Source organism: Herbidospora galbida (genome assembly GCF_005233835.1).
Classification (GTDB): Bacteria; Actinomycetota; Actinomycetes; order Streptosporangiales; family Streptosporangiaceae; genus Herbidospora; species Herbidospora galbida.
Genome location: NZ_SZQA01000006.1, coordinates 118208 through 144373, shown reverse-complemented (window position 1 = coordinate 144373; position 26166 = coordinate 118208). Strand labels below are relative to the sequence as shown.

General features: G+C 72.5%; 18 protein-coding genes. 3 read left to right on the top strand and 15 right to left on the bottom strand.

Translation table 11 applies throughout. From position 1 onward, the window contains the following. The first annotated feature begins 47 nt into the window (after positions 1-47). Complete coding sequence (locus FDA94_RS09275; protein ID WP_137246631.1) at positions 48-995, top strand: hypothetical protein; 948 nt, start codon at positions 48-50, stop codon at positions 993-995. A gap of 64 nt (positions 996-1059) precedes the next feature. After that, entirely contained in the window at positions 1060-4098 is a 3039-nt protein-coding gene (locus FDA94_RS09270; protein ID WP_137246630.1) for a CHAT domain-containing protein, read from the top strand. Here the strand turns inward: FDA94_RS09270 and FDA94_RS09265 are convergent. The 5 genes from FDA94_RS09265 to FDA94_RS09245 form a co-directional block, all read right to left on the bottom strand. Beyond that, on the bottom strand, positions 4086-5462 hold the full coding sequence (locus FDA94_RS09265; protein WP_137246629.1) for a CATRA conflict system CASPASE/TPR repeat-associated protein: 1377 nt from the start codon (positions 5460-5462) through the stop codon (positions 4086-4088). The genes FDA94_RS09270 and FDA94_RS09265 overlap by 13 nt on opposite strands. Beyond that, entirely contained in the window at positions 5459-5731 is a 273-nt protein-coding gene (locus FDA94_RS09260; protein WP_137246628.1) for a CATRA system-associated protein, read from the bottom strand. Before FDA94_RS09260 ends, FDA94_RS09265 begins: the two co-directional genes overlap by 4 nt. Positions 5732-5752: 21 nt before the next feature. Further along, positions 5753-6781, bottom strand: coding sequence for a COG1470 family protein (locus FDA94_RS09255; RefSeq protein ID WP_137246627.1), 1029 nt, complete (start codon positions 6779-6781; stop codon positions 5753-5755). Between the two features lie 66 nt (positions 6782-6847). Continuing rightward, complete coding sequence (locus FDA94_RS09250) at positions 6848-8791, bottom strand: purple acid phosphatase family protein (protein WP_137246626.1); 1944 nt, start codon at positions 8789-8791, stop codon at positions 6848-6850. Positions 8792-8880: 89 nt separating this feature from the next. Further along, on the bottom strand, positions 8881-10062 hold the full coding sequence (locus tag FDA94_RS09245) for a HupE/UreJ family protein (protein WP_137246625.1): 1182 nt from the start codon (positions 10060-10062) through the stop codon (positions 8881-8883). Between the two features lie 162 nt (positions 10063-10224). Here FDA94_RS09245 and FDA94_RS09240 point away from each other — a divergent pair, with 162 nt between their 5' ends. Then, entirely contained in the window at positions 10225-10860 is a 636-nt protein-coding gene (locus FDA94_RS09240; protein ID WP_212735242.1) for a type 1 periplasmic-binding domain-containing protein, read from the top strand. Positions 10861-10903: 43 nt separating this feature from the next. On the opposite strand, the gene FDA94_RS09235 is transcribed toward FDA94_RS09240, so the two are convergent. Genes FDA94_RS09235 through FDA94_RS09190 form a run of 10 tightly spaced genes read right to left on the bottom strand, consistent with a single transcriptional unit; the run spans position 10904 to position 26165 of the window. Beyond that, positions 10904-11761, bottom strand: coding sequence for a Pvc16 family protein (locus FDA94_RS09235; RefSeq protein WP_137246623.1), 858 nt, complete (start codon positions 11759-11761; stop codon positions 10904-10906). A gap of 29 nt (positions 11762-11790) precedes the next feature. Continuing rightward, on the bottom strand, positions 11791-13716 hold the full coding sequence (locus tag FDA94_RS09230; protein WP_137246622.1) for a DNA/RNA non-specific endonuclease: 1926 nt from the start codon (positions 13714-13716) through the stop codon (positions 11791-11793). After that, positions 13709-15655, bottom strand: coding sequence for an ATP-binding protein (locus tag FDA94_RS09225; RefSeq protein ID WP_137246621.1), 1947 nt, complete (start codon positions 15653-15655; stop codon positions 13709-13711). Before FDA94_RS09225 ends, FDA94_RS09230 begins: the two co-directional genes overlap by 8 nt. After that, entirely contained in the window at positions 15652-17385 is a 1734-nt protein-coding gene (locus tag FDA94_RS09220) for a hypothetical protein (protein WP_137246620.1), read from the bottom strand. Before FDA94_RS09220 ends, FDA94_RS09225 begins: the two co-directional genes overlap by 4 nt. 4 nt (positions 17386-17389) lie before the next feature. Next, positions 17390-19039, bottom strand: a complete 1650-nt coding sequence (locus FDA94_RS09215; protein ID WP_137246619.1) for a hypothetical protein — start codon at positions 19037-19039, stop codon at positions 17390-17392. Further along, positions 19036-20436 (bottom strand): hypothetical protein, encoded by a 1401-nt coding sequence (locus FDA94_RS09210; protein WP_137246618.1) that lies wholly within the window; start codon positions 20434-20436, stop codon positions 19036-19038. Before FDA94_RS09210 ends, FDA94_RS09215 begins: the two co-directional genes overlap by 4 nt. A 2-nt stretch (positions 20437-20438) precedes the next feature. Continuing rightward, on the bottom strand, positions 20439-22151 hold the full coding sequence (locus FDA94_RS09205; RefSeq protein ID WP_137246617.1) for a hypothetical protein: 1713 nt from the start codon (positions 22149-22151) through the stop codon (positions 20439-20441). A gap of 8 nt (positions 22152-22159) precedes the next feature. Next, on the bottom strand, positions 22160-23704 hold the full coding sequence (locus FDA94_RS09200) for a phage tail protein (protein WP_137246616.1): 1545 nt from the start codon (positions 23702-23704) through the stop codon (positions 22160-22162). Then, on the bottom strand, positions 23701-25788 hold the full coding sequence (locus tag FDA94_RS09195) for a putative baseplate assembly protein (protein ID WP_137246615.1): 2088 nt from the start codon (positions 25786-25788) through the stop codon (positions 23701-23703). The genes FDA94_RS09200 and FDA94_RS09195 overlap by 4 nt, the downstream gene beginning before the upstream one ends. Beyond that, positions 25785-26165: a GPW/gp25 family protein gene (locus FDA94_RS09190; protein WP_137246614.1), complete on the bottom strand. Its 381-nt coding sequence runs from the start codon at positions 26163-26165 to the stop codon at positions 25785-25787. Before FDA94_RS09190 ends, FDA94_RS09195 begins: the two co-directional genes overlap by 4 nt. Between the last annotated feature and the right edge of the window lies 1 nt (position 26166).

Below are 26166 nucleotides of genomic sequence, written 5' to 3'. Positions count from 1 at the left end.
GCAAGTCATGGCGGAACCTCCGGATTGTGACGCTTCGTCTTCCAGACATGAGGCGTTACTCCGGAGGGCACGTCGTCGCGATCGGCGTGACCGTCATGACGCTCTGCCTCGGCGGCGCGATCCTCGCGCTCGACCACCTGATCGCCCGGCAGCCCCAGTACTTCGGCCTCACCGGGACGGTCCGACTCTCCGACGCGGGCGCCGACCAGATCGACGTGGCCTATTGGGACGGCCCCGGCGCGGAGAAGTCCGTCCGCTTCGTCGTCCGCGACCCGGCGCTGTTCAAGCCGGGTGACCGCTTCGGGCTGCTCCTCCTCTCACCCCCCGGCACGATCTATCCGGAGGAGGTGTACGGCCAGCACGTCAGGGGCTACCCGCGCCCTCCGCTGCTCGACACCACCCCAAGTGAGGTGCGGAGCGTCCTGCTCCCGCTCGCGATCTTCCTGCTGGCCTGCTGGGCGGTCCGCGCCTACTTCACCGCCTCGGCCACCGACGCCCCGGTGACCCGCGCACGGGCCCGGCACCGGACCCCGATCGGCGACGACGACGCCGGGACCGAGAACAGGGTGCTCGGCCGGCACCTGATCGAACTCACCACGTGGGACCGCGACCTCCCCAGCGCGCTGCTCCAGCCCGTGCTGTGGAGCCCCGACCTGGAACGACTGGTCGACGGCACCATCGTGAACATCCGTGTCGGCCGGGGACCGCTGCGCCGGGCCGTCATCGACCTCCCCGACGGCGGCCGGCTGTGGCCGGCGGGCCGCGCCCGGGGAGCGTACGGCGGGGAGCGGGTCTCGTCGACGCCGCCGGAGTCCACGTGGCCGTCGCTGCTGCTCGCCGTGGTGAGCCTGGGCTCCGGAGCCGCGCTGGCCTTCCTCCTCCAGGGCGCCCTCGGCGCGATCGCGCTCCCGACAGGCATCGCGGCCGGCGTGGGCCTCGGCGCGCACTTCTGGGCCTGGTCGGGCGGGTTCGCCGGCCGCCCGCCCACTCACTAGCGGAACGCGTGTCCGTTACTTGGGTGACAAGCGCCGAAATATGCGCAACCGCGAGAATCGAACGATGTCGGCAGATCGGTTGAGCGAGATCGCCCGCTTGGTCACGGCGGGCGCGGCGGCGCAGGACGAGGGCCGCCTCGACGACGCCCTTGGAGCGTTCCTGGACGCCTACGCCGCCAGTCACCCCGACGAGCCCTGGCGGGGGCCGCTGGCCGAGGTCTACGCCGAGGCCCTCCACCAGGAGCCCCTGGTCACCACCTCCCCGGCCGTGCTGCCGGGGAGCTTGAGCGTGGTCTTCGCGATGCTCCACGAGGCCACGTTCGATCCCGTGCTGTTCGACCAGGCCATCGCGCGGGCGCGGGTCGCCGTGGCCGTCGCCGAGCCGGGGAGCGAGTTCGCCGCGCGGTGCCTGGCGAACCTGGCGCAGACGGCCCACCGCCGCCACGAGCTGTCGGGCGATCCCGGCTCGCTCGCCGAGGCGCTCGACGCGGCCCGGCGGGCGCTCGACGTCGTGCCGGGGAGCGCCCGGTTGCGGCACGACTACGCCGTCATGCTGCGCAGCGAGTATCTCCGCGACGGCGCGGCCGAGACCCTTGAGGAGAACTGCGCGCTGCTGGAGGCGGTGGTGGCGGACGTACCGGACGAGCCCCTCTATCTGGTCAGCTGGGCGACCTCGCTCATGGAGCGCCACCACGTCACCGGTGACGTCGCCGACCTGGAGACGGCGGCGCGGGCGGCCGAGAAGGCGGTGGCCGGCGTCGACCCGGCCGACCCCCGGCTGGCCTCCTACCTGAACGTCGCGGGGGCGGCGCTGTTCGAGCTGGGGAAGGCGACTTCGGACGTACCGAGACTGCACCGGGCCCTGGAATACGGCCGGGCCTGTGTGGCCGCGACCCCGCAGGGCGCGCCCGAACGCGCCGCCCATCTGAGCAACCTGGCCGCGCACCTCGGCGTCTTCCCCACCCCTGAGCTGCTCAGGGAGGCGGTGGTGACCCTCCAGGAGGCGTTCGGGCTGCTGCCCGACGGGCATCCGGCGCGGGCCGGCTGCCTGGGCCGGATGGCCGAGTGCCTGTTCGCCCTGTACGACCAGACCGGCGAGGCCCGCCTGCTCGACGACGCCGTGGCGGCGGGACGCGAGGCGGTCGACCTGCTGCCGCCGGGCAGTCCCGTGCTCGGCGCGGTGCTCAACACGCTCAGCGTCGTGTTGCGGGCGAAGAACGCGTTCGCGGAGGCCGTCGAGGTCGCCCGGCGCGCGGTGGCCCAGCCGGGAGACGCGCCCGGCCTCGTCGTGCACCTCGACTCGCTGCGGCACTGCCTGTCCCGCCACGACGACGCCCTCGGCGGAGACGCCGAGGTCCGCCGGGAGATCGTCGAGGTCGCCCGGCGGACGGTGGAGCTGTCGCCGGGGCACGCGCGGCGGCTCTCCTCGCTCTCGTGGGCGCTCCTCCAGGCGGGCGACCTCGACGAGGCGGTGGAGACCGGGCGGCGGGCCGCCGCGCTCTCCGCCGACGCCGAGATCACGTTCCGGGCCGGGTGCGCGCTGCTCGCCCGGGAGACCGAGGCCGACGCCAGGGAGGCCGTGGAGATCCTCGACCGGGGAGCATGGGACGCGGGGTCGGCCCCGCAGCACCGGATCGAGGCCTTCCGGGCGCTCGCCTACGCCCATGCCGGGCTCGGCGACCACACCGCCGCGCTCGACGCGATGGACCGGGCGGTCGAACTCTTCCCCGCCGTCGCGTCGTGGCGGCTGGCGCGGGAGGGCCGGACCCGAGCGCTCGGCAGGTACGGCGGGCTGGCCTCCGAGGCCGCGGCGGCGGCGCTCGACGCCGGCGACCCCGGCCGCGCGCTGACCTACCTCGAACAGTCCCGGGTGCTGCTGCTCGGCGAGGCGCTGCGGATGCGGTCGGACCTGCGCGACCTCGACCCCGACGACGCGGCCGAGTTCCTGCGGATCCGCGACCTGCTCACCACCGAGACCGAGGAGAAGCCGGGGCTCCTGCCGTCGCTCGACTCGTCGGAGGAGCGGCTGCGACTCTCGCGGGCGTTCGGCGACCTGCTCGCCCGGATCCGGCGCGACCACCCGGGCTTCCTGGCCCCGCCGAGCCTCGACCGGCTGTCGGCGCAGGCAGCCGAAGGACCGATCGTGCTGGTCAGCGCCTCGGCCTGGCGCGGTGACGCGCTGATCGTGACGCCCGAGGGGGTGCGGCACGTCCCGCTGCCGGACCTCCACCACGACCAGGCCGTCAGGTGGGCGCAGGGGCTCGACGCCGACTCCGCGCCCGAGAACCCGTTCCTGTTCGCCCTGCTGGCCTGGCTGTGGGACGCGATCGCCGGACCCGTGCTGGCCGCGCTCGACCCGGCCCCCGGATCGCGGCTGTGGTGGTGCCCGGTCGGGATCCTGGCGTCACTGCCGCTGCACGCCGCCGGCCGTCATCTCGACGGCGGTCCCCGCGTCGCCGACCGGGTGGTCTCGTCGTACACGGCGACGGTCCAGGCGCTCGGCCACTCGCGGACGCGGCGTACCGGCGGGGGCGGCGCGCTCATCGTCGCGGTCCCCGAGGCCGACGGCCGGCCGCCGCTGCCCGGGACCGTGCGGGAGCTGGAGAGGGTGGCCGCCCATCTGGAAGAGGCCGGGATCCCGGTCGGTACGCCCTCCCGCGCCGACGCCCTCCTCAAGGCGATGCCCGCCAGTTCGGTGCTGCACGTCGCCGCCCACTCCGCGACCGACGCGGAGCCGTGGAACGGCGGCGTCGAACTGGACGGGGAACGGCTGACCGTCGGCGAGATCGCCCGGCTCGACCTGTCGGGCGCCGGGCTCGCCTACCTGTCGGCCTGCGAGACCGGCAGCACCCGCCTGGGCCTGGCCGACGAGGCCGTCCACCTGGCCGGGGCGTTCCAGGTCGCCGGATATCCCCAGGTCATCGGCAGCCTGTGGCAGGTGAAGGACCGGATCGCCGCCAAGGTCGCCGACCAGGTCTACGGAGCGGCCCTGCCCGACCTGGGCCGGATCCCGTACGCCCTGCACGCCGCCGCCGAGCGGATCCGGGAGGACTACCCGTCGTCTCCGGCGCTGTGGGCGGCGTTCGTGCATCACGGCAGGTGATGGCCGACGCCCCGCACGTAGGACTCCTGGTGGGTGAAGTCGCCGGCCGTCAGCCAGTCGCCGCCCGACAGGTCGACGGGACAGCCCGCCAGCTTGAGGCGGTGGGCCAGCCGGGTCCGGAACAGCACGTCGTCGGCGACGGTCACGAAGTTGCGCCCGTCGATGTCGCTGATCGGCCGCATCGCGCCGAACGTCAGCACGACCAGGTGCTTGGGCCGCAGGGCGTACGCCATGCCGAGCTCGATGAGCACGTTCGGCCGCGCCTGGGAGACCGGGCGCTCCGGCCCGAAGTCGGGGTGCAGGTGCACCAGGTCGTCGGGCGTCATCAGCACCACGATCGCCTGGACGTACGGCATCGTCTCCAGCAGCACGTCGCCGATGTACGGCCACGGCTGCCCGCCCGTCCGCGCGACCAGCGTCTCCCACTCCAGCGGACGCAGGTCGAGCGCCCGGAGCAGGGTGAAGACGGCGTCGCGGGCCTGGAGGTCGCGCCCGTGCACGACGAACACGTCCCGGCCCCCCACCTCGGGGACGACGACGGCCGGGTCGATCGAGTCGTGCAGGTAGCGCGCGTCGTCGTCGAGCCGTTCGATCAGTGATTTGACCAGGTCGGCGTCGTCGGCGAACGGGCCGCCCTGGAGCAGCAGCGGGGTCAGGTCGAACGACCGGAGCATGTTGTCGGCCGCGATGTCCACGGTGTGCCGCATCCGGCGGATGTCGCCGATCCGCCGCCCGGCGTCGAAGGTGCCGGGGATCGGCCGGCCGCCGCCGTCGCGGAGCCAGACGCCCAGCTCGTAGCGCATCTTGGCGGCGTGCAGGAGATAGCGGGCCAGCGGCGGGATCTCGGGGGTGCCCCGGCTCCAGACGAAGGCGCTGGCGACCGGGTCGTCCTCGAAGGCGATGAGGAAGCGGCGGGTCCGGCGGTAGTCGACGTCGCCGCCGCGCTCCCAGATGGCCAGCCCGTCGGGCGTCGTCACCGGGCCGAGCCAGTGGGGCTCCGACCGGACGCCGCCGCCGTGGGCCAGGAAGAGCCGGGCCTCGCCGAGAAAGTCGCGGTGGCTCACCACGCCCGACCAGTTGGCGTCCCAGGTCTGCCAGTCGCCTCCGGTCAGCCCGACCGACAGGACGAGCATGTCGTGGTGGATCCGGACGATCCCCTGGGAGTCGCCGCGCCCCGCGCCGGCGAGCGCCGCCTCGGCCCCGGCCGGATAGCCCCTCGACGCGGGCACCTCGATCGGCAGGTCGAGGACCTTCTCGGTCAGGCCGAACACCTTGCGGCACTCGGCCCAGAGTTGGCGGAAGGCGGGGGCGGTTTCGAGGGTGGCGTACAGATGGACCACGAACTGCTGCTCCACGGCGCTCACTTCTTCGGGCCTGAAAGGGCGTGGACCAGCTGGTTCAACCGTTCCCGCACGGGCGGGGGCGGCGGCACGATCGGCGGCGTGCCGATCTTGGTGATCCGCCCCTGCCCGGCGTTCTCCAGCTCTTCGAGCACCAGCCGCAGGGCGGCCGGCTCGTCCAGCGACGCGGCGGCCTGTTCGAGCAGGCCGCCGATCCGCTCCCACTGCTCGGGGGGCACCCGCCACTGGGCGATGTCGGCGGCGAGGTCGAGTAAGTCGTCGTGTGCGGTCACAGTCTTTCGATCGGCGCCGGGCTACCCGGCGTTTCGCAGGGCCGCCTCGACCGCCTCCCGCACGCGGGCGTCCTCGCGCTCCTTGCGCCGCGACTTCCGGCCGCGCATCAGGACGAACCAGCCGACCACGAGCGCGACCAGCACCACCAGCAGGGCGAGCTGGGTCCACGGCAGCGCCCACGCGTCGGCGGTGGCCAGCACCGGGTCGAGCGAGGTCGTCGCGCCCGACGCGTCGGTCAGCAGCGGCATGACGACCGTCGTCGCGGCCAGCCGGAAGGCCGGCGCCACGCTCTTCACCGGGACCGACATCTGCCAGCTCTCGCCCGGCAGCAGCTCCGGCGAGCCCGCGATGTCGCCGGCGTCGGACGACAGCCAGCCGAACGGGCCGGCCACCGACATGGTCTGCTTGGCCGACAGGACCGCGTTGCCGGTGTTGTGGAGCGTGTAGCGGATGGTCGCGTCGCCCGATCCGAACGGGTTGAAGGTCCCGGAGTAGTCCATCTTCACGTCTTCGACGGTCAGGTTCGGCTTGAGCGCGCCGCTGACGCGCAGCTTGATGCGGATGCCGAGCCGCCGGTCGACGTTGATGCCCTCGGCCGTGGACGCCTGGGTCAGCGAGGTCAGGATGCCGCCCACGTAGTCGCCGGGCGGGGCGTTGCCGGGCACGCTCACCGAGAACGGGATCCGGGCCGACTTGCCGGGCTCGATCGTCACGGAGTCGCGGCCCGCGTGCACCCACGCGCCGATGCCGATCGACTTCTTGCCCTTGGCCAGCAGGTCGAGCCGGCCGGTGTCGGTGGTGTAGCCGTCGGCGGCGTACACCGTGAGCGTCAACGGGTCCTTGCCCCGGTTGGCGACGAGCAGGCCGTCGTCCAGGCGGGCGCCGGGATTGATCGAGTAGGTGTAGCTGGAGCGGTCGGCCCCGAACGTGTTGGTGTCGGTCCGGACCGTCCAGGCGACGTCGCCGTCGTCGGCGAGCGCGGGGGCGGCCGGGAGCGCGACGATCGCGCAGGCGGAGAACAGGGCCAGGGCGGTACGGAACAGGCGCATCTTTTCGGATCCTTCGCGAAAACGGGGTGAGCGCCCTTCCGAGACGCTCACCCCGCACTCAACTGACTAGCTGGACAGCGCGGTGATGGTCAGGGTGGCGCGGTAGCCACCGGTCTCCACGTCGCCGGGGATCTTCAGGGTCAGGTCGGCGCCGAGCTTGGCGACGCCCTTCGGGTGACCCTGGTCGGCCGAGCCGAGGCCGCGCGACTTCGCGAGACCCTGGCCGTTGTCGTCGAAGCCCGAGACGACCGGGTTGCCGGCCTTGGCGCCGGAGCCCGCCTCGACGACCTTCGGGGTCCAGCCCAGGTAGGAGCCGGCGAAGGTCTTGGCGCCGTCGCTGAAGTCGCTGACGCTGGCCGAGATCGACCAGGGAGCCTGCGAACGACGGTTGTCGGACACGACGATCGGGTTGATCGAACCGGCGGCCTCGAAGTGGTCGCCGTTCTTCTCCTCGGCGGTGCCGAGGTCGACCAGGCCGTTGTAGCCGTCGATGGTCCAGCCGAACTCACCCGGGGCGGCGTTCGGCACGTCGACCGAGAGGGCCTGGCCCTCGCCGTTGTAGGGGTGGACGGTGACCTTGTCGACGGTCGAGCCGACCGGCTTGGCGGCCGGGTCGTTGTCGCAGGACTCGCCCTTCTCGACCGCCGCGTTCGGGGCCGCGCAGGTGCCGCTGCGGAGGTTCTCCACGACGAGCTTGTCCTTGCGGACGCCGACCTTGACGTAGGTGCGGACGTGCTCCTGGTTCTGCACGGAGTTGTACCAGTACGTCGAGGGCTTCAGCGGGTCGGGGCCGTTGCCGGCGCCGGAGCTGGGCTGGTCGGTCTTCGGCGCGGAGATGTCGTAGTACTTCGACCCGGAAGCGGAGTTCGAGGTGATGTACAGGACGCCGCCGGGACCGGCCGTGACGTCGGCCGCGCCGGGCTGCTCGTCGGGGTTGGCCTTCTCGCTGTTCTTGATCAGGTACGACCGCGAGTAGCTGTGGTCGTGACCCTGCAGCACCAGGTCCACACCGAGGCTGGAGAACGCGGTCGGGAAGTCGACCCGCCGCAGCTTGGCGTCTCCGTCCTGGGCGTGCGCGGCCGGCGAGTAGATCGCGTGGTGGAAGACGAGGACCTTCCACTTCGCCTCGTTGCCGTGCTGGTTGATGACGTCGGTCACGTACTTGACGTGGGCCGCGTCACCGCCGCCGCCCTGCGAGGTGGCGTAGCTGTTGCTGTTGATGTCGATGAACAGGACGTCCTTGTAGATGAACCAGTAGTTCCCGCCGGACGTGTTCGACGAGGGGTTGCCGTTGCCGTAGAGCGGACCCGACCGGTCGGTGTTCGGCACGGTGAAGTGCTGCTCGTACGCCTTGCTGCCGACGTCGTGGTTGCCGATGGTGGCCACCCACGGGTACTGGCGGAGCCCGTCGGGCGCGAGGAACGCGTCCCACTGGGTCTCGGTGCCGGCGGTCTCGACCTGGTCGCCGCCCGAGACGAGAAGCTCGGCGTCGGGGTTGGCGGCGGTCGCGACGTTCACGGTGTCGACCCAGCCGGCCTGGTCCTTGGAGACGTCGCCGGACGAGCCGATCTGCGGGTCACCGAAGAACAGGAAGTCGTAGTCGCCCTCGAAGCTCTGCGTCTTGAACGTGTAGACGGGCGACCAGTTGTCGTCGGCGCCGACCCGGTACGAGTAGGCGGTCGACTCCCGCAGGTTGGTGATGGTGGCGTGCCGGTTGAACTTGCCACCCGAAACGTTCGCCCCGCCGACGGCGTCGAAAGTGGCGGGGTTGGCCGGGAACTCGCCGTTGACGACCTGCTCGGTCGGCACGACCTGCACCTTCTGCGCAGTGTCGGCCGAGGAGTACCAGGTCACGGTCCGCTGGGCCTGGTCGGCGCCGACGCCCAGCACGATGCCGGTGAGCGTTGCGGCGTCCGCGGCGGCCGCGGGCACCGTGGCGCTGCTCAGGGCCACAGCCAGGCCCAGGAGCGCCGCGGTGGCGCCAGTGGCCACGCGTGTCATTAATGTCATTGCTTGTTCCTTATGTCGCAAAATGTTGCACAAGCGGCAGAAATGGTGTCGCTGTCCGGTTAACCGACCATTACGGTCGGCTTGACGGGTTATGGACTGTTCCAGAAGGTCCGCTCGACGAACCAGATCAGGCCCATGACGGCCACGGCCGCCGCGACGAGACCGGTGGCCCAGCGCCCGGCCGCCGGCGACCGGCGCCGCAGCAGGCTGAGCGCGGGGAAGATCAGCACGATGAGGCCCAGCTGAACGGCCTCGATGCCGACGTTGAAGACCAGCAGCGACCACAGCAGCGTCCACGACCACGCCTCCTGGATGCCGAGCGCGCCGGCGAATCCGAGCCCGTGCACGAGGCCGAACAGGAACACCACGCCGAGGCGGGCTGCCCCGGAACGGTCCAGATGGTCGCCGAGCGCGACCGGCCGCCGGAGCTGCCACAGGTGCCAGGCCGCCACGACGGCGATCGACAGCGCGATGACCGGCTCGACCACGCTCGCGGGCACGCTCACGAGTCCGAGTGCGGCCAGCAGGAACGTCACCGAGTGGGCCAGCGTGAAGCTGGTCGCCACCAGGACGACCTCGCGCAGCCGCCGCGACCCGGCGATCAGGGCCAGCAGGAACAGCACGTGGTCGAGGCCGAACAGCAGATGCTCGGCGCCCAGCAGGAAGAACTCGTAGAACCGCTCGTACCAGGGCAGCGCCGTCGAGAACGACGGGTTGGCCGCGTCGAGCGCGGCGCTGCCGGAGATCCCGCCGAGCTCGTAGGTGACGATCGTCTTGGTGTCCTTGACGAAGGTCTCGGCGTCGGGGAACAGCCCGCTCCGCACCTCGTGCTCGGCCGCCTCGGGGCAGGTCCAGTCGAGGAGCAGGGTCGCGTACGGCACGCCCTCGCGCCCGCCGATCGTGAAGCCGCCCGACCTCACCGGTGAACAGGGGGCGCCCTCGGCCGTGACCGCGAAGCGCTCGGTGACGTAGGCGACGGCGGGGTCGGCGTACCGTTCGAGCGCGGCGGCCTGCGCTTCGCCGTTGTGCGCCTCGAAGGCGGCGGTGCCGGCCTGGAACAGGGCGTCGTTCTTCTCCGTGTCGGCGGCGGAGACGACGTAGAGGTCGTACTCGAGCTCCAGCTTGGTGCGGATGTGGCCGGCGTCCCCGGCGGTGACGTCGACGTACACGGTCGAGGTGAACCCGTGGGCGGCGGCCGGAGCGACGCAGCCCAGCAGGGTGACGGCCGCCGCGACGAGCCCGAGGGCGATCCGGCGGACTGGGTGGGACATGTGACTCCTTACGTGACGAGAGAGCACGTTCCTCGCCATGTGTGAACAGAAGTCGAACGGATCCCTAAATAACCGCAGAACCACCCTGACAACTACAAAACGGAAAAAACGGGATAGCAGGATGTACGCGCACCACCCGTACCACCCCGGAGGACGATCGCCTTGCTCCGCATCGCCGCCCTTGCGGCCCTACTGCTGCTGACCGGCTGCGGCGCAGACTGGTCGGAACCCCACCCCGCGCCCAGCGCGGTCGGCGCGCTGGCCCCGGGTTTCTTCGCCGCGCGCCCCCACCCCGAGGCGACCATCACGCCCGCGCCCGGCTCGTGGGACGCCGTCCGCCCCTCCGACGGCTACCGCGTCGTCCTGGTCACCTCCGGCTCCGACGCCCCCACGAAGAAGCTGGTCGCGGCCGTCGAGGACTGGGCCGGCGAGGTGGACGCCGACCTGCGGACGGTCGCGATCACGCATCCGCACGACCTGGTCCCGGGCATCACCAGGGCGCTGGACATGAAGCCCGACCTCATCGTCAGCGCGGGCAACGACCTCGTCGACCCGCTGGCCCTGGTGACCGCGAGCCACCTGTCGCAGCAGTTCCTCGTCGTCGGCGCCGAACTCGCCGAGCCCACCCACAACGTGACGTCGGTCGACTGGCCGGGGGCCTCGTTCCGGGGGGAGGGGCTGGGCACGTCGTCGACGTACGACCCGGCGACGTTCACGCCGGAAAGGTGCGCGGCGGCGATCAGGGCGGGCGTGGCCGCCGTGCTCAACGGGCTGACCGGGATCGTGGTGTGGTTGTGAGCCCTCCGGGCGATCCCGTGAGCACGTTCTCAGAGGCGGGCGGTCAGTCGAACGCGACGTCGTAGCCGTCGCCGGGCACCTCGAACTCCCGCGCGCGTTCTCCCAGGCCGGCGGCTCTGACCCGGCACCGGTAGCGGCCCTCGGTGAGGTCGTCGACGACGTACCGGCCCTCGGCGGAGGTCTCCGCGGTGGCCACCGGGGAGCCGTCGAGGGTCTCGATCCGCACCCAGGCGCCCGCGACCGGCTTTCCGGCGGCGTCGCCGACCAGGCCACCGATGCGGATGACGACCTCGCCGAAGCCGGTCGTCTGGGTGATGACCTGCGGACCGAGCTCGTCGGCCGGGAAGACCACCGGCACCGTCACGGTGAAATAGACCGCCGGTCGCCACGCCTGCCGGGCGCCCATCGTGCCCCAGAACTCGGAGTACTTGCCGAACCCCTCGGCCGGCAGCACGCTGGTCGGCAACTCGGCGTCCGCCAGCGCCGGGGGAAGGCTCGAGGGCGGCGACCCGTAGATCTCGGCCGGCTTCAACGGGTCGGCGGCCAGCAGCACCGCCGCCGCCCGGTAGAGCAGCGCGTGTTCGTCGACGGTCGGCTCGATCGCCTGGGTCGGGGTCGCGGGGCTCCAGGCGGTGACCAGATAGTGCAGATCGACCCGGCACGGCGCGGGCTCGCTCAGCACCAGCCCGGCGACGTGGCTCAGGACGCGCTCGTTGCTCCGCAGCCGCCGGTTCTCCCGCAGGTCGACCAGATAGACGTTGAGCGCCATGTCGGACAGGTTCGTGACGAAGCGGCGCCAGTCGTCGTCGGGCGGCTGGAACCCCACCTGACCGTCGTGGGCCAGCCGATCGATCCGCGACACCAGCAGGTGCCGCAACAGCCGGTCAATGTGCTCGATCATGATATTTCCCACCTCGTCGGATGGTTCGCTTAGTGCGAGGCATAGACGACCATGTCGAATACCTGCCGCGGGGCGCCCTGGTGGTCGACGAACACCCGGTACTCGACGCTGCTGGGGACCAGCCCGGTGCCCGCGTAGTTCGTGTACGCCTGCACGTAGACGCGCCGACCGGCCGCCATCTCGCTGGCCAGGGCGTTCTCCAGCAGCTTGATCTCGCCCTGGTTCAGCGCCCTCGGGAGTGGCGCCAAATTGAAGATGCGCCCGCTGCCGCCGAACCGACTGGCGAGGAGGTGCGACGCCTCGGTGCCGCCCAGCTGTCCGGACATCTGTTCCGCGAGCCACTGCTGGTCGGCGTGGCGGGCCGCCGTGTCGGGGCGCAGCCAGCCCTCGGCCATGAGCGGGCGGTCGTACTGGTCCACCACATGACGGTGTGCGGAACCGCCGTAGAACTGCGGGTCGGGGTCGAGCCGGGGGTGGAACCCGTCTTCCGCACCGACTTTCTCCACCACCGTCGGGCCGCCTGGGGTCTTCTTCGGTGGTGGCTTCGGGGACTTCGGTGCTTTCGGGGTCTTCGGGGTTTTCGCCGGTGTCGGAGCCTTCGGAACGAGGCTTTTCGCTTTCTGCGGCGGTTTGGGCGGGGCCGTGGTGGCCACCGCAGGTGATGCCGCCCGCTTCTTCAGCGGAGTGGGGGTCGATTCGGGCACGTGTGCCACCGCCGAGTCGGGCGTGGGTTCCGCGACCCGTGTTCGCACCGCCGGCTCCGGGGGCTTCTCCGCCACGCGGACCTTCGCGGGCGGTTCGCCGGTGGCCACGCGTTTGCGTACGGGAGCCTTGGCGGCGGTCTTCTTGACGGCGGTGGTGGCGGCCTTGGTGGCGCCCTTCTCGGCGAGGCCGAGGATCTTGCGGAGGAAGGTCTGCAACCGTTCGAGGAGCTGGAAGAACGGCTTCATGATCGGTTCGAGCCATTTCATCGGCTTGCTCACCACCGCGCCGACCAGCGTGTCGATGGCTCCGATGGCGGCGCCCAGCTTCTCCACCAGGCTCCCGGCGCGGGCCAGCAGGCCGCCGAGCTGGCCGAGTTTGGCGCCGATCAGGGCCACCGCCTCGCCGGCGCCGAGGCTGAAGGCGATCAGCAGCGCGTTGCTCACCAGCGCGCCGGTGTCGTAGCCGACGTTGTAGCCCATCCGGGACCACTGCGTGCTGGTCAGCTTCTTGCGGGTCTCGACGGCCAGGTGTTCGAGCTGGGCGGCCGGTCCGGCCGGGATCTTGACCTCCGCGTCCTCCTCCTTGCCGGAGAAGTGGCCGATCATCGCATGGGCCGCCTTGCTGCCCGCCGTCGCAGCCGCGGCCTCGGCGGCGGCGCTCGCCTCGTCGATGTGCTTCATCAGCTCCGCCGCGGTGAGCCGGCCTTTCGTGGTGGCGAGGAAGTCGAGGAAGGCGGTGCGCAGCGCGAGCGCCTCGGCGATCAGTTCATCCGGGTGCTCCAGGGCCGCCCGTCCGAGGTCGGTCGTCATCCGCTGGAGCTGCTCGGCGAGCACGACGATGCCGAACAGATCGGTGACCGGGCTGACGAACCCGAACCCCAAGCCCGCCTCGAACGCGACCGCGAACTGCGCAGCGTGCTTGGGCTGGGCCAGCTCCGTGAGGCCCCCCACCACCCGGTCGACGGTCACCTCCTTCGCCAGCGTGCCGGCGAACCCCCGCATGGCCGCCGCGGCGATGCGCTGCTGCGGCGCGTCACCCTTGAGCTGCTGGACGAACAGGTGGACGACGGCGGAGGCCAGCTTGCCGAGGATCTCGGTGGGACCCACCGCGGCCGTGACCTTCCCGGCCACCCAGTTTCCGGCCGTCCGCTGCAGGTCGAGCAGGCCGCCGCCAGACGGCGCCCTGGCGGGCTCGGCCACCGGACCACTGGCGGCCTGGGTGGGTTCGGCGACCTTGACCGGGTCAGCCATCGTCGCCTCCGAGCAGCTCGCCGGAGGTCAGCGCCTTGCCCATCTTCTGGTACTCACGACGTACTCCATGGAGCACGTGTGCCAGGGTCACCGGCCCGGGGCCGGCCAGGAACGCGGCGGCCAGCGCGACGTTCTTGATGTTCCCGCCGCTGAGCGCGAACCGGGAGGCCAGCGTGTCGGCGTCGACGTCGGGTCCGAGCGGCACCTCCCGGGGCCAGATGCCACGCCAGATCGAGGCCCGGCTCGCCTGGTCGGGGAACGGGAACCGCACGCTGAAGGCGAGCCTGCGGGTGAACGCCTCGTCCAGGTTGTGCCGCATGTTGGTGGCCAGCAGGGTCACCCCGGGGAAGGCCTCCATCCGCTGGAGCAGGTAGGCGACCTCGATGTTGGCGTAGCGGTCGTGCGCGTCGCGGACCTCGCTGCGTTTGCCGAGCAGCGCGTCGGCCTCGTCGAGCAGCAGGACGGCACTGGCCCGCTCGGCGGCGTCGAAGATCCGGTCGAGGTTCTTCTCGGTCTCGCCGATGTACTTGCTGACAACCCCGGCCAGGTTGATCCGGTAGAGGTCGAGATGGAGTTCGCCCGCGAGGACCTCGGCGGCCATCGTCTTGCCCGTTCCCGGCGGACCCGACAGCAGCACGCCGACGCCGGTGCCCCGCGACAGCTTGTGCCCGAACCCCCAGCCGCGCAGCACCCGCTCCTGTCCGGCCACCCGTGCGCAGATCTCCCGGAGCGCGTCGAGTTCGTCGTCGGGCAGGACCAGATCGGCCCAGGTCGCCCGGGGCTCGACCCGGTCGGCCAGCGCCGCGAGCTCGTGCCCGGCCAGGCCCCGGGCCGCCGCCGACAACTCGGCCAGGGTGTCACCACCGGACGCGCCGGCCGCTTCGGAGATCGCCCGCGGCGTCAGCGGGAAGCGTTCGGCCAGCAGGTCGAGGTCGGCCGCCGCCACGTCTCGTCCGGCCAGCGCCGCCACCCAGCACGCGCGCCGCTCGGCCGCCTCCGGCGGCTCGATCTCCACGGTCCTCACGGCGAGCTCGCCACCCGCCCAAACGGCCTTGCCACCCAGCACGACCGGCCCCGGAAGATCGGCCAGGACCCGGGCCGTGAGCTCCAGCCGATGCGGGTCGAGCGCGTCGACGTGGTCGAGATAGGGCACCGCGCCGTGCAGTTCGGCCTCGCGCAGGAAGCACCGCACCGCGTCGGTGAACCCGACCGGGTCGCCGGGGGCCAAGGCCAGATCGGCGTGCAGCAGCATCCGGTCGAGCGCGACCGGCCCCGACCCGGGCGGCCCCCGGAGGTAGAGCCGCTGCCCCGCGTCGAGCAGGTCCTTGAACCGGGTCTCCCCGTCGGACGGGTGCACGATCGCGCACCACCCGGCCAGCCGCCGGTCCAGCCCCGTCCCGTCGAGCAGCACGTCGGCGATCTGCTCGTCCACGACGACGTAGCGGGCCAGCAGCGGGGGCTCCACCTGGTGGGGGTCGGCGACCAGCCGGACCAGCCGGTGCCGCAGCAGCGGGGCGTCGGCGGCGAAGTCGGAGCGCCGCCTGATCTTCTCCGCCGTCCCTTCGCACAGCAGGTTGAGGGTCAGTTCGACGGTCGGCCGCCGCCGGGTCACGTCGTCCTGGAGGTAGCCGTAGAGGCGTTCGTACCGCAGATCGATCTCGGGCGCGAGGGCCACGAGCAGCACGTTCAGCTCGAACGGCGACAGGTCGTAGCGGTCGGCCAGCCAGCCGAGCCCCGGCACCTCGGCGGCGCTCCCCGGCCCGAGCGGCGACGTGCCGGGGGAGCGCCGCAGCACCCGGGTCACCTCGTCCTCCCCGATGTGCAGCCCGCGGAAGGCGTCTCGTCCGGCCTCGATCCCGTACGCCGCCCGCGCCGCCGCGACCGCCTCGGCCAGCCGCACGTCGAGCCGTTCGAGACAGTCGAGGACCGGGGGCTTCACGAGACACCCCGGTGGAGGCGCATGTCGAGGTCGGGGGCCGCCCCGTGGGGTTCGGGGTGCAGGTATCTGCCGTGCTCCGCGCCTTCCTTGTCGGACTCCACGACCAGCGGGTTCGCCCGCGCGTACGGGTCGTGGCGCACCCCGGTGACCTGCCAGCAGACCTTGGCGCCGGGCTCCCCGCCGGCCACGGCGAAGGTGTTGGCGGAGATCTCCCGGGCGACGTGCAGGTTCGGGCAGGGGCGGCCGATCGGGGTGAGCTGGTAGCGGAAGCGTTCGTTGAGCGCCTCGAACCAGTCGGGCAGCACGATCTCGGCGGTGCCCTCGTCGCCGAGGATCACCTCGCCGTCGTAGACGTTCTTGATCTCGTCGCTCTCGACGGCGCTGTGGTTCAGGTAGCGGGCCGCCGGGTCGAGCGGGTGGTCGATCCTGAAGTTCAGGAGTGACTTGGACAGTTTCCCGTTCACGAAGACGTCGCCGTGGAACACGGCCGCCGTGGGCCGGCTCTCGGCGATCAGGGCGATGCCGGAGCTCTGGCACGACGACCAGATCCCGATGCCGGCGGGCGACTCGACCCGTACCGCCATGTCGCCTTCTCGCGGAGCGCCCACGACGTGCAGCCGCGCTCGCGGGGCCCGGTGGCCGACCGCGAGGTCGCCGTTCTTGATGCTGAAAGCCAGGTGCCAGACGCCGTCGAACTTGTCCCAAAACGCCGGGATGCCCCGTGCGGTGGGGGTGCCCTGGTCGTGGTCGATGCTGAGGGCGAACGCCGGCCGTCCGTTGGAGTTGACCGCGCCGATCGTGGTCTGGCCGTCGGTCAGGGCCCGGCCGAGCAGCGGGGTCGCGCTCGACTTCAGCACCCCGCCGGCGTCCTCGGTCTCGAACCCGCCCGCGCCGACCGCGTGCACCACCCCGAGGGGATCGGAGTGCCCGAAGGCGACCGGCGCGACGAACGACGCGGCCCCGGTCACGCCCAACCGGCCCGAGACCGGGTCGACCATGAGGACCGGCGGCGTCTCCGGCCCCCGGCCGACGCGCAGCAGCGGGGCGATCACGTCGAGCACCCCGCCCGGCCCCGCGCGCAGCTCCGCGCCGGGCTCGTGGAACGCCTTCTCCGTACCGGCGCCGGGGTGCTGGAAGAGGAGCCGGTCGAGCGAGATCCGGGTGGTCCGGCGGCGGCCCGCCATCACGGTGAGCACGCTGCCGGCGTCGTCGTTGTCGATCTCGACCAGGGCCAGCACGACCTCCTCGCCGTCGTCGGCGAACGCCGCCGTCTCGCGCAGGCGCAGCACCGGCGTGGTCTCGGTGTTGAACACGCCCGCCGCCACGCCGGTGAAGTCGAACGCCTCACCCCAGCTGATCGTGACCAGCCGCAGTCCGGTGACGCCCGCCGTGGGCAGCGTCACCCCGGTCGCCCCCACCGAGACCACCAGGGCCTGGGCGTCGTGGCCGAGCCGCGCGCGCCCGCCCGGCGCGAGCGGGAGCAGCCGTCCGCGCCGGTCCAGCGCCACCCCCGGAGACACCAGCAGGCCCGAGTCGCCGCTCACCCCCGCGACGGTCAGCCCCGACGCGACCCCCCATCCGTGCAGGTCGGCGCCGTGCATGCGGTGCAGCGGATCGTGATAGCCCTCCTGGTCCTGGCGGCTCTCGTGCAGGCCGGTGTCACCCTGACGGGGTTCGGGCGGGGTGACGGTCGGGTCGACGTAGCTGGTGCGGATGAGTCTCTCGGCCATGGGGTCACTCCTGGACGCTGCCGAAGATCGATAGGTCGGCGGCCTTGCCGTGCGCCTCCGGATGCAGAAATCGGCCGAGCTCCCGGCCCGCCTTCTCGGTCTCCGGTACGAGCGGATGCGCCAGCGCGTAGGGGTCGTGCCGGACCCCGGTCACCTGCCAGCACACCTCGCTGCCGGGCTCTCCGCCGGCGATGGCGAAGGAGTTGCCGGACAGCTTCCTGGACACGTGGAGACAGGGGGCCGGGCCGCCGACGGGGGTGAGCTGGTAGCGGAAGCGTTCGTTCAGCGCCTCGAACCAGGAGGGAAGGGCGATCTCGGCGGCGCCGTCGTCGTCGAGGGTGACCTCGCCGTCGTAGACGTTCTTCATCTCGTCGCTCTCGACGGCGCTGTGGCTCAGGTAGCCGCGCTCCGGGTCGAGCGGATGATCGATCTTGAAGGTGAGCGCCGTCTTGGTGATCTGCCCGGTGACGTGGACGTCGCCGTTGAACTGGGCGGCCGGGCCGCCCGCGCTGTGCACTTCCAGCGCGGTGGCGGGATTCTGGGTCCCGATGCCGACCCGGCCGTTCCTGAGGGCGATCGACGGATGCCAGAAGCCGTCGTACTTGTCGAACAGCGTCGGCACCCCACGCCCGTCGGGGGTGCCGAGGTTGCCCTCGACGTTGATCGCGAACGACTCGCGGCCCGACGCGTTCAGGATGCCGATCGCCGTGGAGTCCGACTGGGCGAGCAGCGGCACGTCACTGACGGTCGAGGTGCCGTCGGGGTTCTCGGGGGCGAAGCCGCTCATGCCGACCGCGTGGATCCGGCCGAGCGGCCGGACGTGCCCGACGGCGATCCGGTCGCGGGCGACGAGGTCGGGGACGTCGAGGGAGGCCGACGGCTGGGTGGTCCCGACGCCGACGCGGCCGTCGACGGTGTCCACCCACACCTTCCAGTCGCCGCCGCGCCGCTGCTCCACCGCCACCCGGTCGGCGGCCAGCACCAGCCCGCCCTCGCGCAGCGACCGCGCCTCCGCCGACGCCTCCGGGACGACGGTGGTCGCCCCGCCGGACGCGGCGACGTTCGGCCGGCGGAACTCGACCCGGTCCACCGAGATCACGGTGCCCCGGCGGTGGTCGTGGCGCAGTTCCGTCACCCGGCCGCCCGGGTCGACCCGGACCCGGGCCAGCACGACCTCCGTCCCGTCGTGGGCGAACCCGGCGACCGGCCGCAGCCGCAGGACCGGCGTTGTCTCGGTGTTGAACACGCCCGACGCCACGCCGGCGAAGTCGAACGTCTCGGCCCAGCCGACCGTGACGAGGCTCTCCGGTACGCTCCCGGCCGTCGGCAGCGCCGCCCCGTCGCCGGTCACCGGGACGGGGGTGCCGTCGTCGAGCCTGGCGTGGCCGCCGGGGGCCAGCGGGAGCAGGCGCCCCCGCGCGTCCAGCGCGACCCCGGGCGCGACCCTGATTCCGTTGGCGCCGATCGTGGCCGTCACTCCCAGACCGGTGGCCACCCCCCAGCCGTGCAGCGCCGAACCGTGCAGCCGGTGCAGCGGGTCGGCGTATCCCTCCTGGTCCTGGCGGCTCTCGTGCAGGCCGGTGTCACCCTGGCGGGGTTCGGGCGGGTCGACGGTCGGGTCGACGTAGCTGGTGCGGACGAGTCGCTCGGTCATGACCGCTCCTGGACGGGGCTGACGACGGCGAGGTCGGGGGCCGCGCCGTGGGGCTCCGGATGCAGGTACCGGCCGAGCTCCGGGCCCTCCTTGTCGGTCTCCGACACGAGCGGGTTGGCCCGCGCGTAGGGGTCGTGCCGGACCCCGGTGACCTGCCAGCAGACCTCCTGGCCCGGTTCGCCGCCGGCGACCGAGAAGGTGTTGCCCGAGAGCTTGCGGGAGACGTGCAGCCCGGGTGCCGAGCCGCCGATGGCGGTGAGTTGGTAGCGGACCCTCTCGTTGAGCGCCTCGAACCAGTCGGGGAGGGCGATCTCGGCGGTGCCGTGCCCGTCGAGGGTGACCTCGCCGTCGTAGACGTTCTTCATCTCGTCGCTCTCGACGGAGCTGTGACTCAGGTACTTACGCTCGGGGAAGAGCGGATGATCGATCTTGATGATGACGGCGCTCTTGGTCAGGTTTCCCGCGATGTGGACGTCGCCCCCGAAGTAGGCCGCCCGCGGGGAACCGTGCACGACCAGGCCGGTCCCTTTGTTGCTGATGGCGACGATCCCGGTGGAGCTGTGGGAGACGGCGTACACGGCCGCGCTGTTCGCTTCGCGGGTGTAGACGTGCAGCTTGTGACCGGGGTCGGGGGCTCCGACGCCCACCTTTCCCGAGGAGGTCTCGACCGTGAGCACCGCCTCGCCGCCGCCGGGCGGCTCCACGCGGAACCGCCGGGTCTCGACGATCTGGCGGCCGTCCGGGGTGGCGTACACCAGCCCGCACTGGCCGTCCTCCACGGTCAGCTCGCCGTTGACCGTGGACGAGATCGGCTGCCGGAACGCGATCCGGTCGGCCGCGACGGAGATGCCCTTGCGGTGCAGGCCGTCGAGTGTGGTGACCCGGCCGGTCGGGTCGAGGCCCACCCGGGCCAGCACGACCTCCGTCCCGTCGGCCGGGACGCCGGCGAGAGGACGCAGCCGCAGGACCGGGGTGGTCTCGGTGATGTAGACGTCGTTGGCCACGCCGGTGTTATCGAACGTCTCCCCCCATCCGATCGTGACGCAGACCTCCGCTTGCGGCCCGTACGTGGGCAGCGCCGCCCCGCCGGCGGTGACCGTGATCGTGGAGCCGTCGGGCAGCCGGGCATGACCTCCGGGGATCAGCGGGAGCAGCCGTCCCCCCGCGTCGAGCGCCACGCCGGGGAGCACCACGACCCCGGTCGCGCCGGGTGTCGCCTCCACACCGAGGCCGGACGCCACCCCCCAGCCGTGGACCGCCGGGGCGTACAGCCGGTGCAGCGCTTCGAAGTAGGCCTGGTCCAGACGGCTCTCGTCCAGTCGGGTGATGCCCTGACGGTCGGTGACCGGGTGGGTCGTCGGGTCGGTGTAGCTGGTGCGGATGAGTCTCTCGGTCATGGTCACTCCTGAGCGGCGGCGGAGGCGGGAGACGCCCAGAGGCCGAGGGAAGGGTCGAAGCCGTGCGCCTCCGGGTGCCGGTAGCGGCCGTGCTCCCGTTCGGACTTGTCGGTCTCGACGACGAGCGGGTTGGCCCGCGCGTGCGCGTCGTGCCTCACTCCGGTCACCAGCCAGCAGACCTCGGCACCCGGCTCGCCGCCGGCGATGGAGAACGAGTTCCCGGACAGCCTCCGGGAGACGTGCAGGTTCGGGGCCGGGCCCCCGAGGGGGGTGAGCTGGTAGCGGACCTTCTCGTTGAGCGCCTCGAACCAGTCGGGGAGGGCGATCTCGGCGGCGCCGTGCTCGTCGAGGGTCACCTCGCCGTCGTAGACGTTCTTGAGCTCGTCGCTCTCGACCGCGCCGTGGTTCAGGAATCGGCCCGCCGGGTCGAGCGGGTGGTCGATGGCCGAGAATCCGGAGGTTTCGACGCCGGTCAGCCGGCCGTCGATGTGGACGTCGCCGTTGAAGACGGCGGCCTGAGCGCCGCTTGCGTACAGGCCGATGCCCCGGTCGCTGATGGCCAGCACACCGGTCGTGTTGTACCTCGTCTCGCGCACGTCCAGCTTGCCGGTCGGGTTGTCGGTGCCGATGCCGACGCTGCGCCGGATGATCGTCGCCACGTCCGCGTCGTTCTGGCGGAAGGTGATCTCGTCGTCGGCGTCGTTGTCGTTGCCGATCAGCAGCCGGGTCCTCTCACCGCTCACCGGGAAGTAGCGGATGTAGGCCCGATCGCCCCCACCGCCTCCGGGATCGCGCGGGAACAGGATGCCGGCCGATTCCCCTGATCCCGCCGTCGGCATGATCGCCCCGCCGCGCACGTCGAGGGCCGCCGCCGGGTCGGGGCGGGCGGTGCCGATGCCGACCTTCCCCCGGATCACCGCGCCACCCTCGACGTCGAAAGCGGCCGCCGGTGGGGTGACGCCCACGCCCATGCGGCCGGTGACGGAGTCCAGGTGCAGCATCGGCGTGATGCCGCCCTGGTGGTGGACGACGAGGACCGGGGTGTCGAGGATCACGCCCCCGTCGTGCCAGGCGCTCAGCGTGGCCGCCGCCGTGGGACCGGCCAGCGACTCGGTGCCCGACGTGGTGACGCTCCCGCGCATCAGGTCGATCCGGTCCGCTGCGACGGCGGTGAACTGCCGGGACCCCCGCAGGGCGGTCACCTTGCCCTGGTCGAAGGTGACACCGGCGATGACGACCTGGTCGGCTGACTTGGCGAAGCCGGTGGCCTCGCGCAGCCGGATCACGGGTGTGGTCTCGGTGTTGAACACGCCCGCCGCCACGCCGCTGTAGTCGAACGCCTCGCCCCAGGCGACCGTGACGTACCGATCGCCGGTCAGCCCGGCCGTGGGCAGGTGGGCGCCCGTCTCGGTCACCGGGATCAGGTCGTCGCCCAGCCGCACGTGGCCGCCCGCGGTCACCGGGATCAGCCGTCCCGTCTCGTCGAGCGCCACCCCCGGCATGACCCGCAGGCCGGGCTGCCCCGGCGTGGCCGCCACCTGGAGGCCGGCGCCCACGCCGTGGCCGTGGAAGGCGGCGTGGTGCAGCCGGTGCAGGGGCTCGAAGTAGCCCTCCTGGTCCTGGCGGCTCTCGTGCAGCCCGGTGTCGCCCTGCCGGGGCTCCGGCGGGTTGACCGTCGGGTCGACGTAGGTCGTGCGGATCAGCTTCTCGGTCATGGCCGCTCCTAGTTCGCGCCGATGGCGGAGAGCAGGGTGGGCAGGGCGGACGCGGGCCGCTCCCGGTCGAGGGCGTCGCCGATGCTGCGCAGGATGGCCCGCTGCTCGGCGGTGGTCGCCCCGGCGCGGACGAAGTGCACGATCACCGCGAGTTCGTTGGCCGAGGCGCGCAGGTTGCGGCGGGGCACGCCGTTCGGCGCGGTCTCGTTCCTGCTGAGCGGCTCGCCGCCGTCGCACAGGTAGACGGTGCCCTCGTGCCGGACCATGCCGCGCGGGAAGACCATCCCGCCGGGCTCGCTGACGCGGGTCACCCGGGGCGGGTTCGGCCGCAGGTCGACCCGGTAGAGGGCGGCCGGTCGCAGCGAGCGGCGCAGGTAGGGCCGCGCCGGATCCTGGTCGGGCTGGAGCCCGACGTCGAGGACGAGCAGCACCCGGGCGTCCTCCTGGATCACCGCGTAGGGCGCGAGCAGCGGGTTGCCGGCCTCCGGCACCCCCGCGAGCAGCGGCACGGGGGCGCCGCCGGCCTTGGGCACCTGGAACAGGTCGGCCGGGGCCTCCGGCCGAGTGTCGCCGACGATGTAGCGGTCACCGGTGACGGTCAGCGAGCGGGGCGCGGTCAGCCCGGTCAGCGCGATCGTGCGCGGCTCGGCGGCGGACGCGGCGAGGTCGACGTCGACGATGCGTCTGTCGCGCCGGTTGAGGATGAGCAGATGCCCGCCGTCGACCACGGCGGCCGTGACGTCGACGACGTTGCGCACGGTGGCGTGCACCGGAACGATCTCCTCCTGGAAGGGGTTCGCCGCGGTGAGCCGAGACAGCCTCAGTCCGGTCTGCTGGATGTCCAGCACGTACAGGATCCAGCCCGCCGCGGCGGGATCGACGGCGACGGCGACCGGCGCGGTGAGGTTCCATGCCGCCGAGCCGAGCGGGCGCGGCACCGGCGGCCCGCCCGTCAGGTCGGCGTAGGCGCCCGTACGGGTGATGCGCCACACCCCCGGCGCCGGTCTGCCCCCGATGCCGCCCGCGTCGCCGACCAGCAGGTCGCCACCCGGGGTCAGAGCCAGGCACTGCGGGCTGACCAGGCCTGGGTAGGCGAGCGTCCGGTTCGGCGCGGCCCGGATGTAGGGCCCCTGCGACACCAGCGTGTGCACCCGCCCGTCGGCCCGGGCGAACAGCACCTTGCCGCCGGAGTCGACCGTGACCCGCTGCCGATCCGGGGCGGCCACGGCCAGGTCGAGCAGCCCGGCCAGCCCGGCGCGGGTGCCCCGCCGCAGGTGCAGGTCCATGATCCCGGCGATCACCCGGCGCCGCTGCTCCACGGTCCAGCCCGGCGGCAGCTCGAACCCCAGCCACCCGGCCAGCCACGGCAGGAGGTCGGCCCGGGTCCTGGCCGGATCGTAGAGGTCGGGCAGGGTCTCGATGAGCTGCGCGAGCGGCGGGCTCGACGCGGGGGCGTCGTCATCGATCCCGTCGAGCAGCTTCTCGAAGACCATCAACAGGTCACCCAGGTCAGGCGACCGCAGGACGGTCGGCAGGCGCTCCAGATAGCTCATTCCTCCGCCCCCGCGATCTCGCAGACGCCGCTGAAGCAGATCAGTTCGTAGTCGGTCACGCGCACGTGCGGCCCGAGGGCGTCGGGCAGCCGGAACGGCCGGTGGACGTCGTTGTTCCACGCCTCACCCCCCTGGTGGTAGGGCGGGACCTGGACGGGCCGCAGTTGCAGGCCGGCCAGATAGCCGATCTCGTTCGCCGGTTGCACCGCCTGGTACATGTCGGGCAGGTAGAGGCTCTGACCCACCTGCCAGCCGAGCCCCGCGGGTCCGCCGCGCACGGGGTGCAGGAAGCGCGCGACCCGCTCCCTGAGGCGCTCCTTCTCCGCCTCGAGCCCGGCCGCGAGCTGCATGTCCACCGCGCGTCTGAAGACGCGCAGGTCGGCGGTCACCTCGACCGGCAGGTAGCGGGGCAGGTGGACCTGGAGCAGCGCGGTCACCTCGCGGCGCGGATCGAGGGCGGCGAGCACCTCCTGGACCAGGGCCACCGAAGGCGTCGGCTGCGGCTCGGCCAGGCCGAGGTCGGGCACGACGATCAGGTTCACGTGGCCGGGGGCGCGGGAGATGGCGGCGAACGTCCACGGATCGCCCTTCAGCCAGCGGCCGGCCGGGCCGTCCTTCTCCTGGGTCCGGGGGGCCAGGCAGCGGGCGATCCGCACCCCCGGCACCTGGCGGGCCAGGAACTCGTAGTCCTCGGCGGTGATCGCCCGGTCGCGGGCGCGCAGCAACTGCGGCGCCCGTGACTTGGTCTCCTCGATCGGCTCCTCGTCGGTCCCGCCGCTTCCCGGCACCGGGTTGGTGACCGCGATGACGCCCGGCACCCCGTCGGCCAAGGTGGTGACCGTGCCGGGAAGGACGTTCCCGAACGCGCCCGCGCCCACGTAGCGGTAGACGGCCGAGATCGTGGCGCCCGTCGGCGGCGTCGCCCCCACCTCACCGAAGATCACCTCTCCGGTCACCGGGTCGAGCCGGACCAGCTGGTCGGTGAATTCGGAACGTTCCTCCGCGAGCAGCCATATCAGGTCGTCGACCATGATCTCGACATGGTCGAAGGGGGCCGGCCCCGGCTGCCGGTAGACGGGCCGGTTCCGCAGCTGGAACACCTGGCGGGGAGCCCGTCCGGCGGTGCCGAGCACTTCGGGCGCACCCCGGCCCGCGACGGTCGCGCTGGTCGCCGCGACCGTGTTCGGCAGCAGGTGGCGTATCTCCACCAGAGCGTCGCGGACCGGGTCGCCGGTCTCACGCTCGTTGGTCAGCTTCAGGCCGACCCATCGGCGGGGGCGCCCCGGCTGGGGGGCGGGCGTACCCGCGGGGAAGGGCCAGCCGGCCGGGTCGACCGCCGCCCACTGGGCGCCGGCGGGCAGCTTCAGGCGGACCTGGCCGCCCTGGGTCAGGCCGTGGGTGGTGTCGCGTTCGACCGCCAGCGCGGGCCAGTTCGCCGGGTTGGGGCCGTTCGCCGAGAACACCCAGCTCACCGTGGCGGGTTCGCCGGTGGCGGCCTGGTCGGGTTCGGCGTAGAGCTCCACGCGGTCGGCGGGCTGGGTGAAGGCGGGGTCGAGGCCCAGCAGGAGGAAGGAGGTGCCGCCGTCGGGTATCCGCAGCGGGAACCCGTTCGTCACGCCGGTCACGTCGGTGGCCGTCACGGGGGTGGGCGGGGCGTCGTACCGGACGATCATCGACAGCCCGGCGGGCAACGCGAGCAGCTCCGCTTCGGTCTGGAAGACCACCGGGGCCTGGGACTCGCTGCCGGTGGTCTGTACCTGGGTTCCCCTGGGCACGGTGGCGATCTGGCCGGTCTGCGCGGTGAACGTCAGCAGCGTCCGCGCCGGTACGGCCGGCAGCCGGGTGACGCCCAGGAGGTTGAGGAAGGCGACGTAGTTCTTCTCCGGCACCTGGTTGAGCCGGTAGATGAGCCCCTCGACCAGCCAGGCGAAGAGCTCGACCAGCGCGATCCCGGGGTCGCCGGGGCTCCGGTCGGTCCACTGCGGCGCATAGTGGCCGATCAGCTCGGTGGCCTCCGCCACCAGGTCGGACCAGCGCCGGTCGTCCAGGTTGGGCGGCAGGGGACGGCCGCGCTCCGCGCTCATGACGGCTGCTCCAGGGAGAACGGGAGAGTGAGGGTGCGTTCGTCGCCCGCACTCCGGATTCGGTAGGTGACGGCGATCATCAGCGCGGCGGCCTCCAGGTCGTTGCCGACGCCGACGCCGGTGACCTCGATGCGCGGCTCCCACCGTGCCAGCGCCGACTCGACGTAGTGGCGGGCCAGGTTGGCGGTGGCCGGGGTGTTCGGGGCGAAGGCCAGGTCGTGGAGTTCGCAGCCGAAGTCGGGGCGCATGATGCGCTCGCCGGGCCGGGTGCCCAGGATGACCAGGATCGACTGCCGGATACGTTCCGCGCCGGCCGACTCGGCGATCCCGCCGGTCTCGTCGACGCGTACCGGGAAGGCGACGCCTCTGCCGTCCATT

What these genes read in the sequence shown, in the direction of transcription:
- FDA94_RS09275 (WP_137246631.1), top strand. Translation starts at nt 48, where the DNA reads ATGAGGCGTTACTCCGGAGGGCACGTCGTCGCGATCGGCGTGACCGTC.
- FDA94_RS09270 (WP_137246630.1), top strand. Translation starts at nt 1,060, where the DNA reads ATGTCGGCAGATCGGTTGAGCGAGATCGCCCGCTTGGTCACGGCGGGC.
- FDA94_RS09255 (WP_137246627.1), bottom strand. Translation starts at nt 6,781, where the DNA reads ATGCGCCTGTTCCGTACCGCCCTGGCCCTGTTCTCCGCCTGCGCGATC.
- FDA94_RS09250 (WP_137246626.1), bottom strand. Translation starts at nt 8,791, where the DNA reads ATGACATTAATGACACGCGTGGCCACTGGCGCCACCGCGGCGCTCCTG.
- FDA94_RS09245 (WP_137246625.1), bottom strand. Translation starts at nt 10,062, where the DNA reads ATGTCCCACCCAGTCCGCCGGATCGCCCTCGGGCTCGTCGCGGCGGCC.
- FDA94_RS09235 (WP_137246623.1), bottom strand. Translation starts at nt 11,761, where the DNA reads ATGATCGAGCACATTGACCGGCTGTTGCGGCACCTGCTGGTGTCGCGG.
- FDA94_RS09230 (WP_137246622.1), bottom strand. Translation starts at nt 13,716, where the DNA reads ATGGCTGACCCGGTCAAGGTCGCCGAACCCACCCAGGCCGCCAGTGGT.
- FDA94_RS09220 (WP_137246620.1), bottom strand. Translation starts at nt 17,385, where the DNA reads ATGGCCGAGAGACTCATCCGCACCAGCTACGTCGACCCGACCGTCACC.
- FDA94_RS09215 (WP_137246619.1), bottom strand. Translation starts at nt 19,039, where the DNA reads ATGACCGAGCGACTCGTCCGCACCAGCTACGTCGACCCGACCGTCGAC.
- FDA94_RS09210 (WP_137246618.1), bottom strand. Translation starts at nt 20,436, where the DNA reads ATGACCGAGAGACTCATCCGCACCAGCTACACCGACCCGACGACCCAC.
- FDA94_RS09205 (WP_137246617.1), bottom strand. Translation starts at nt 22,151, where the DNA reads ATGACCGAGAAGCTGATCCGCACGACCTACGTCGACCCGACGGTCAAC.
- FDA94_RS09200 (WP_137246616.1), bottom strand. Translation starts at nt 23,704, where the DNA reads ATGAGCTATCTGGAGCGCCTGCCGACCGTCCTGCGGTCGCCTGACCTG.
- FDA94_RS09195 (WP_137246615.1), bottom strand. Translation starts at nt 25,788, where the DNA reads ATGAGCGCGGAGCGCGGCCGTCCCCTGCCGCCCAACCTGGACGACCGG.
- FDA94_RS09190 (WP_137246614.1), bottom strand. Translation starts at nt 26,165, where the DNA reads ATGGACGGCAGAGGCGTCGCCTTCCCGGTACGCGTCGACGAGACCGGC.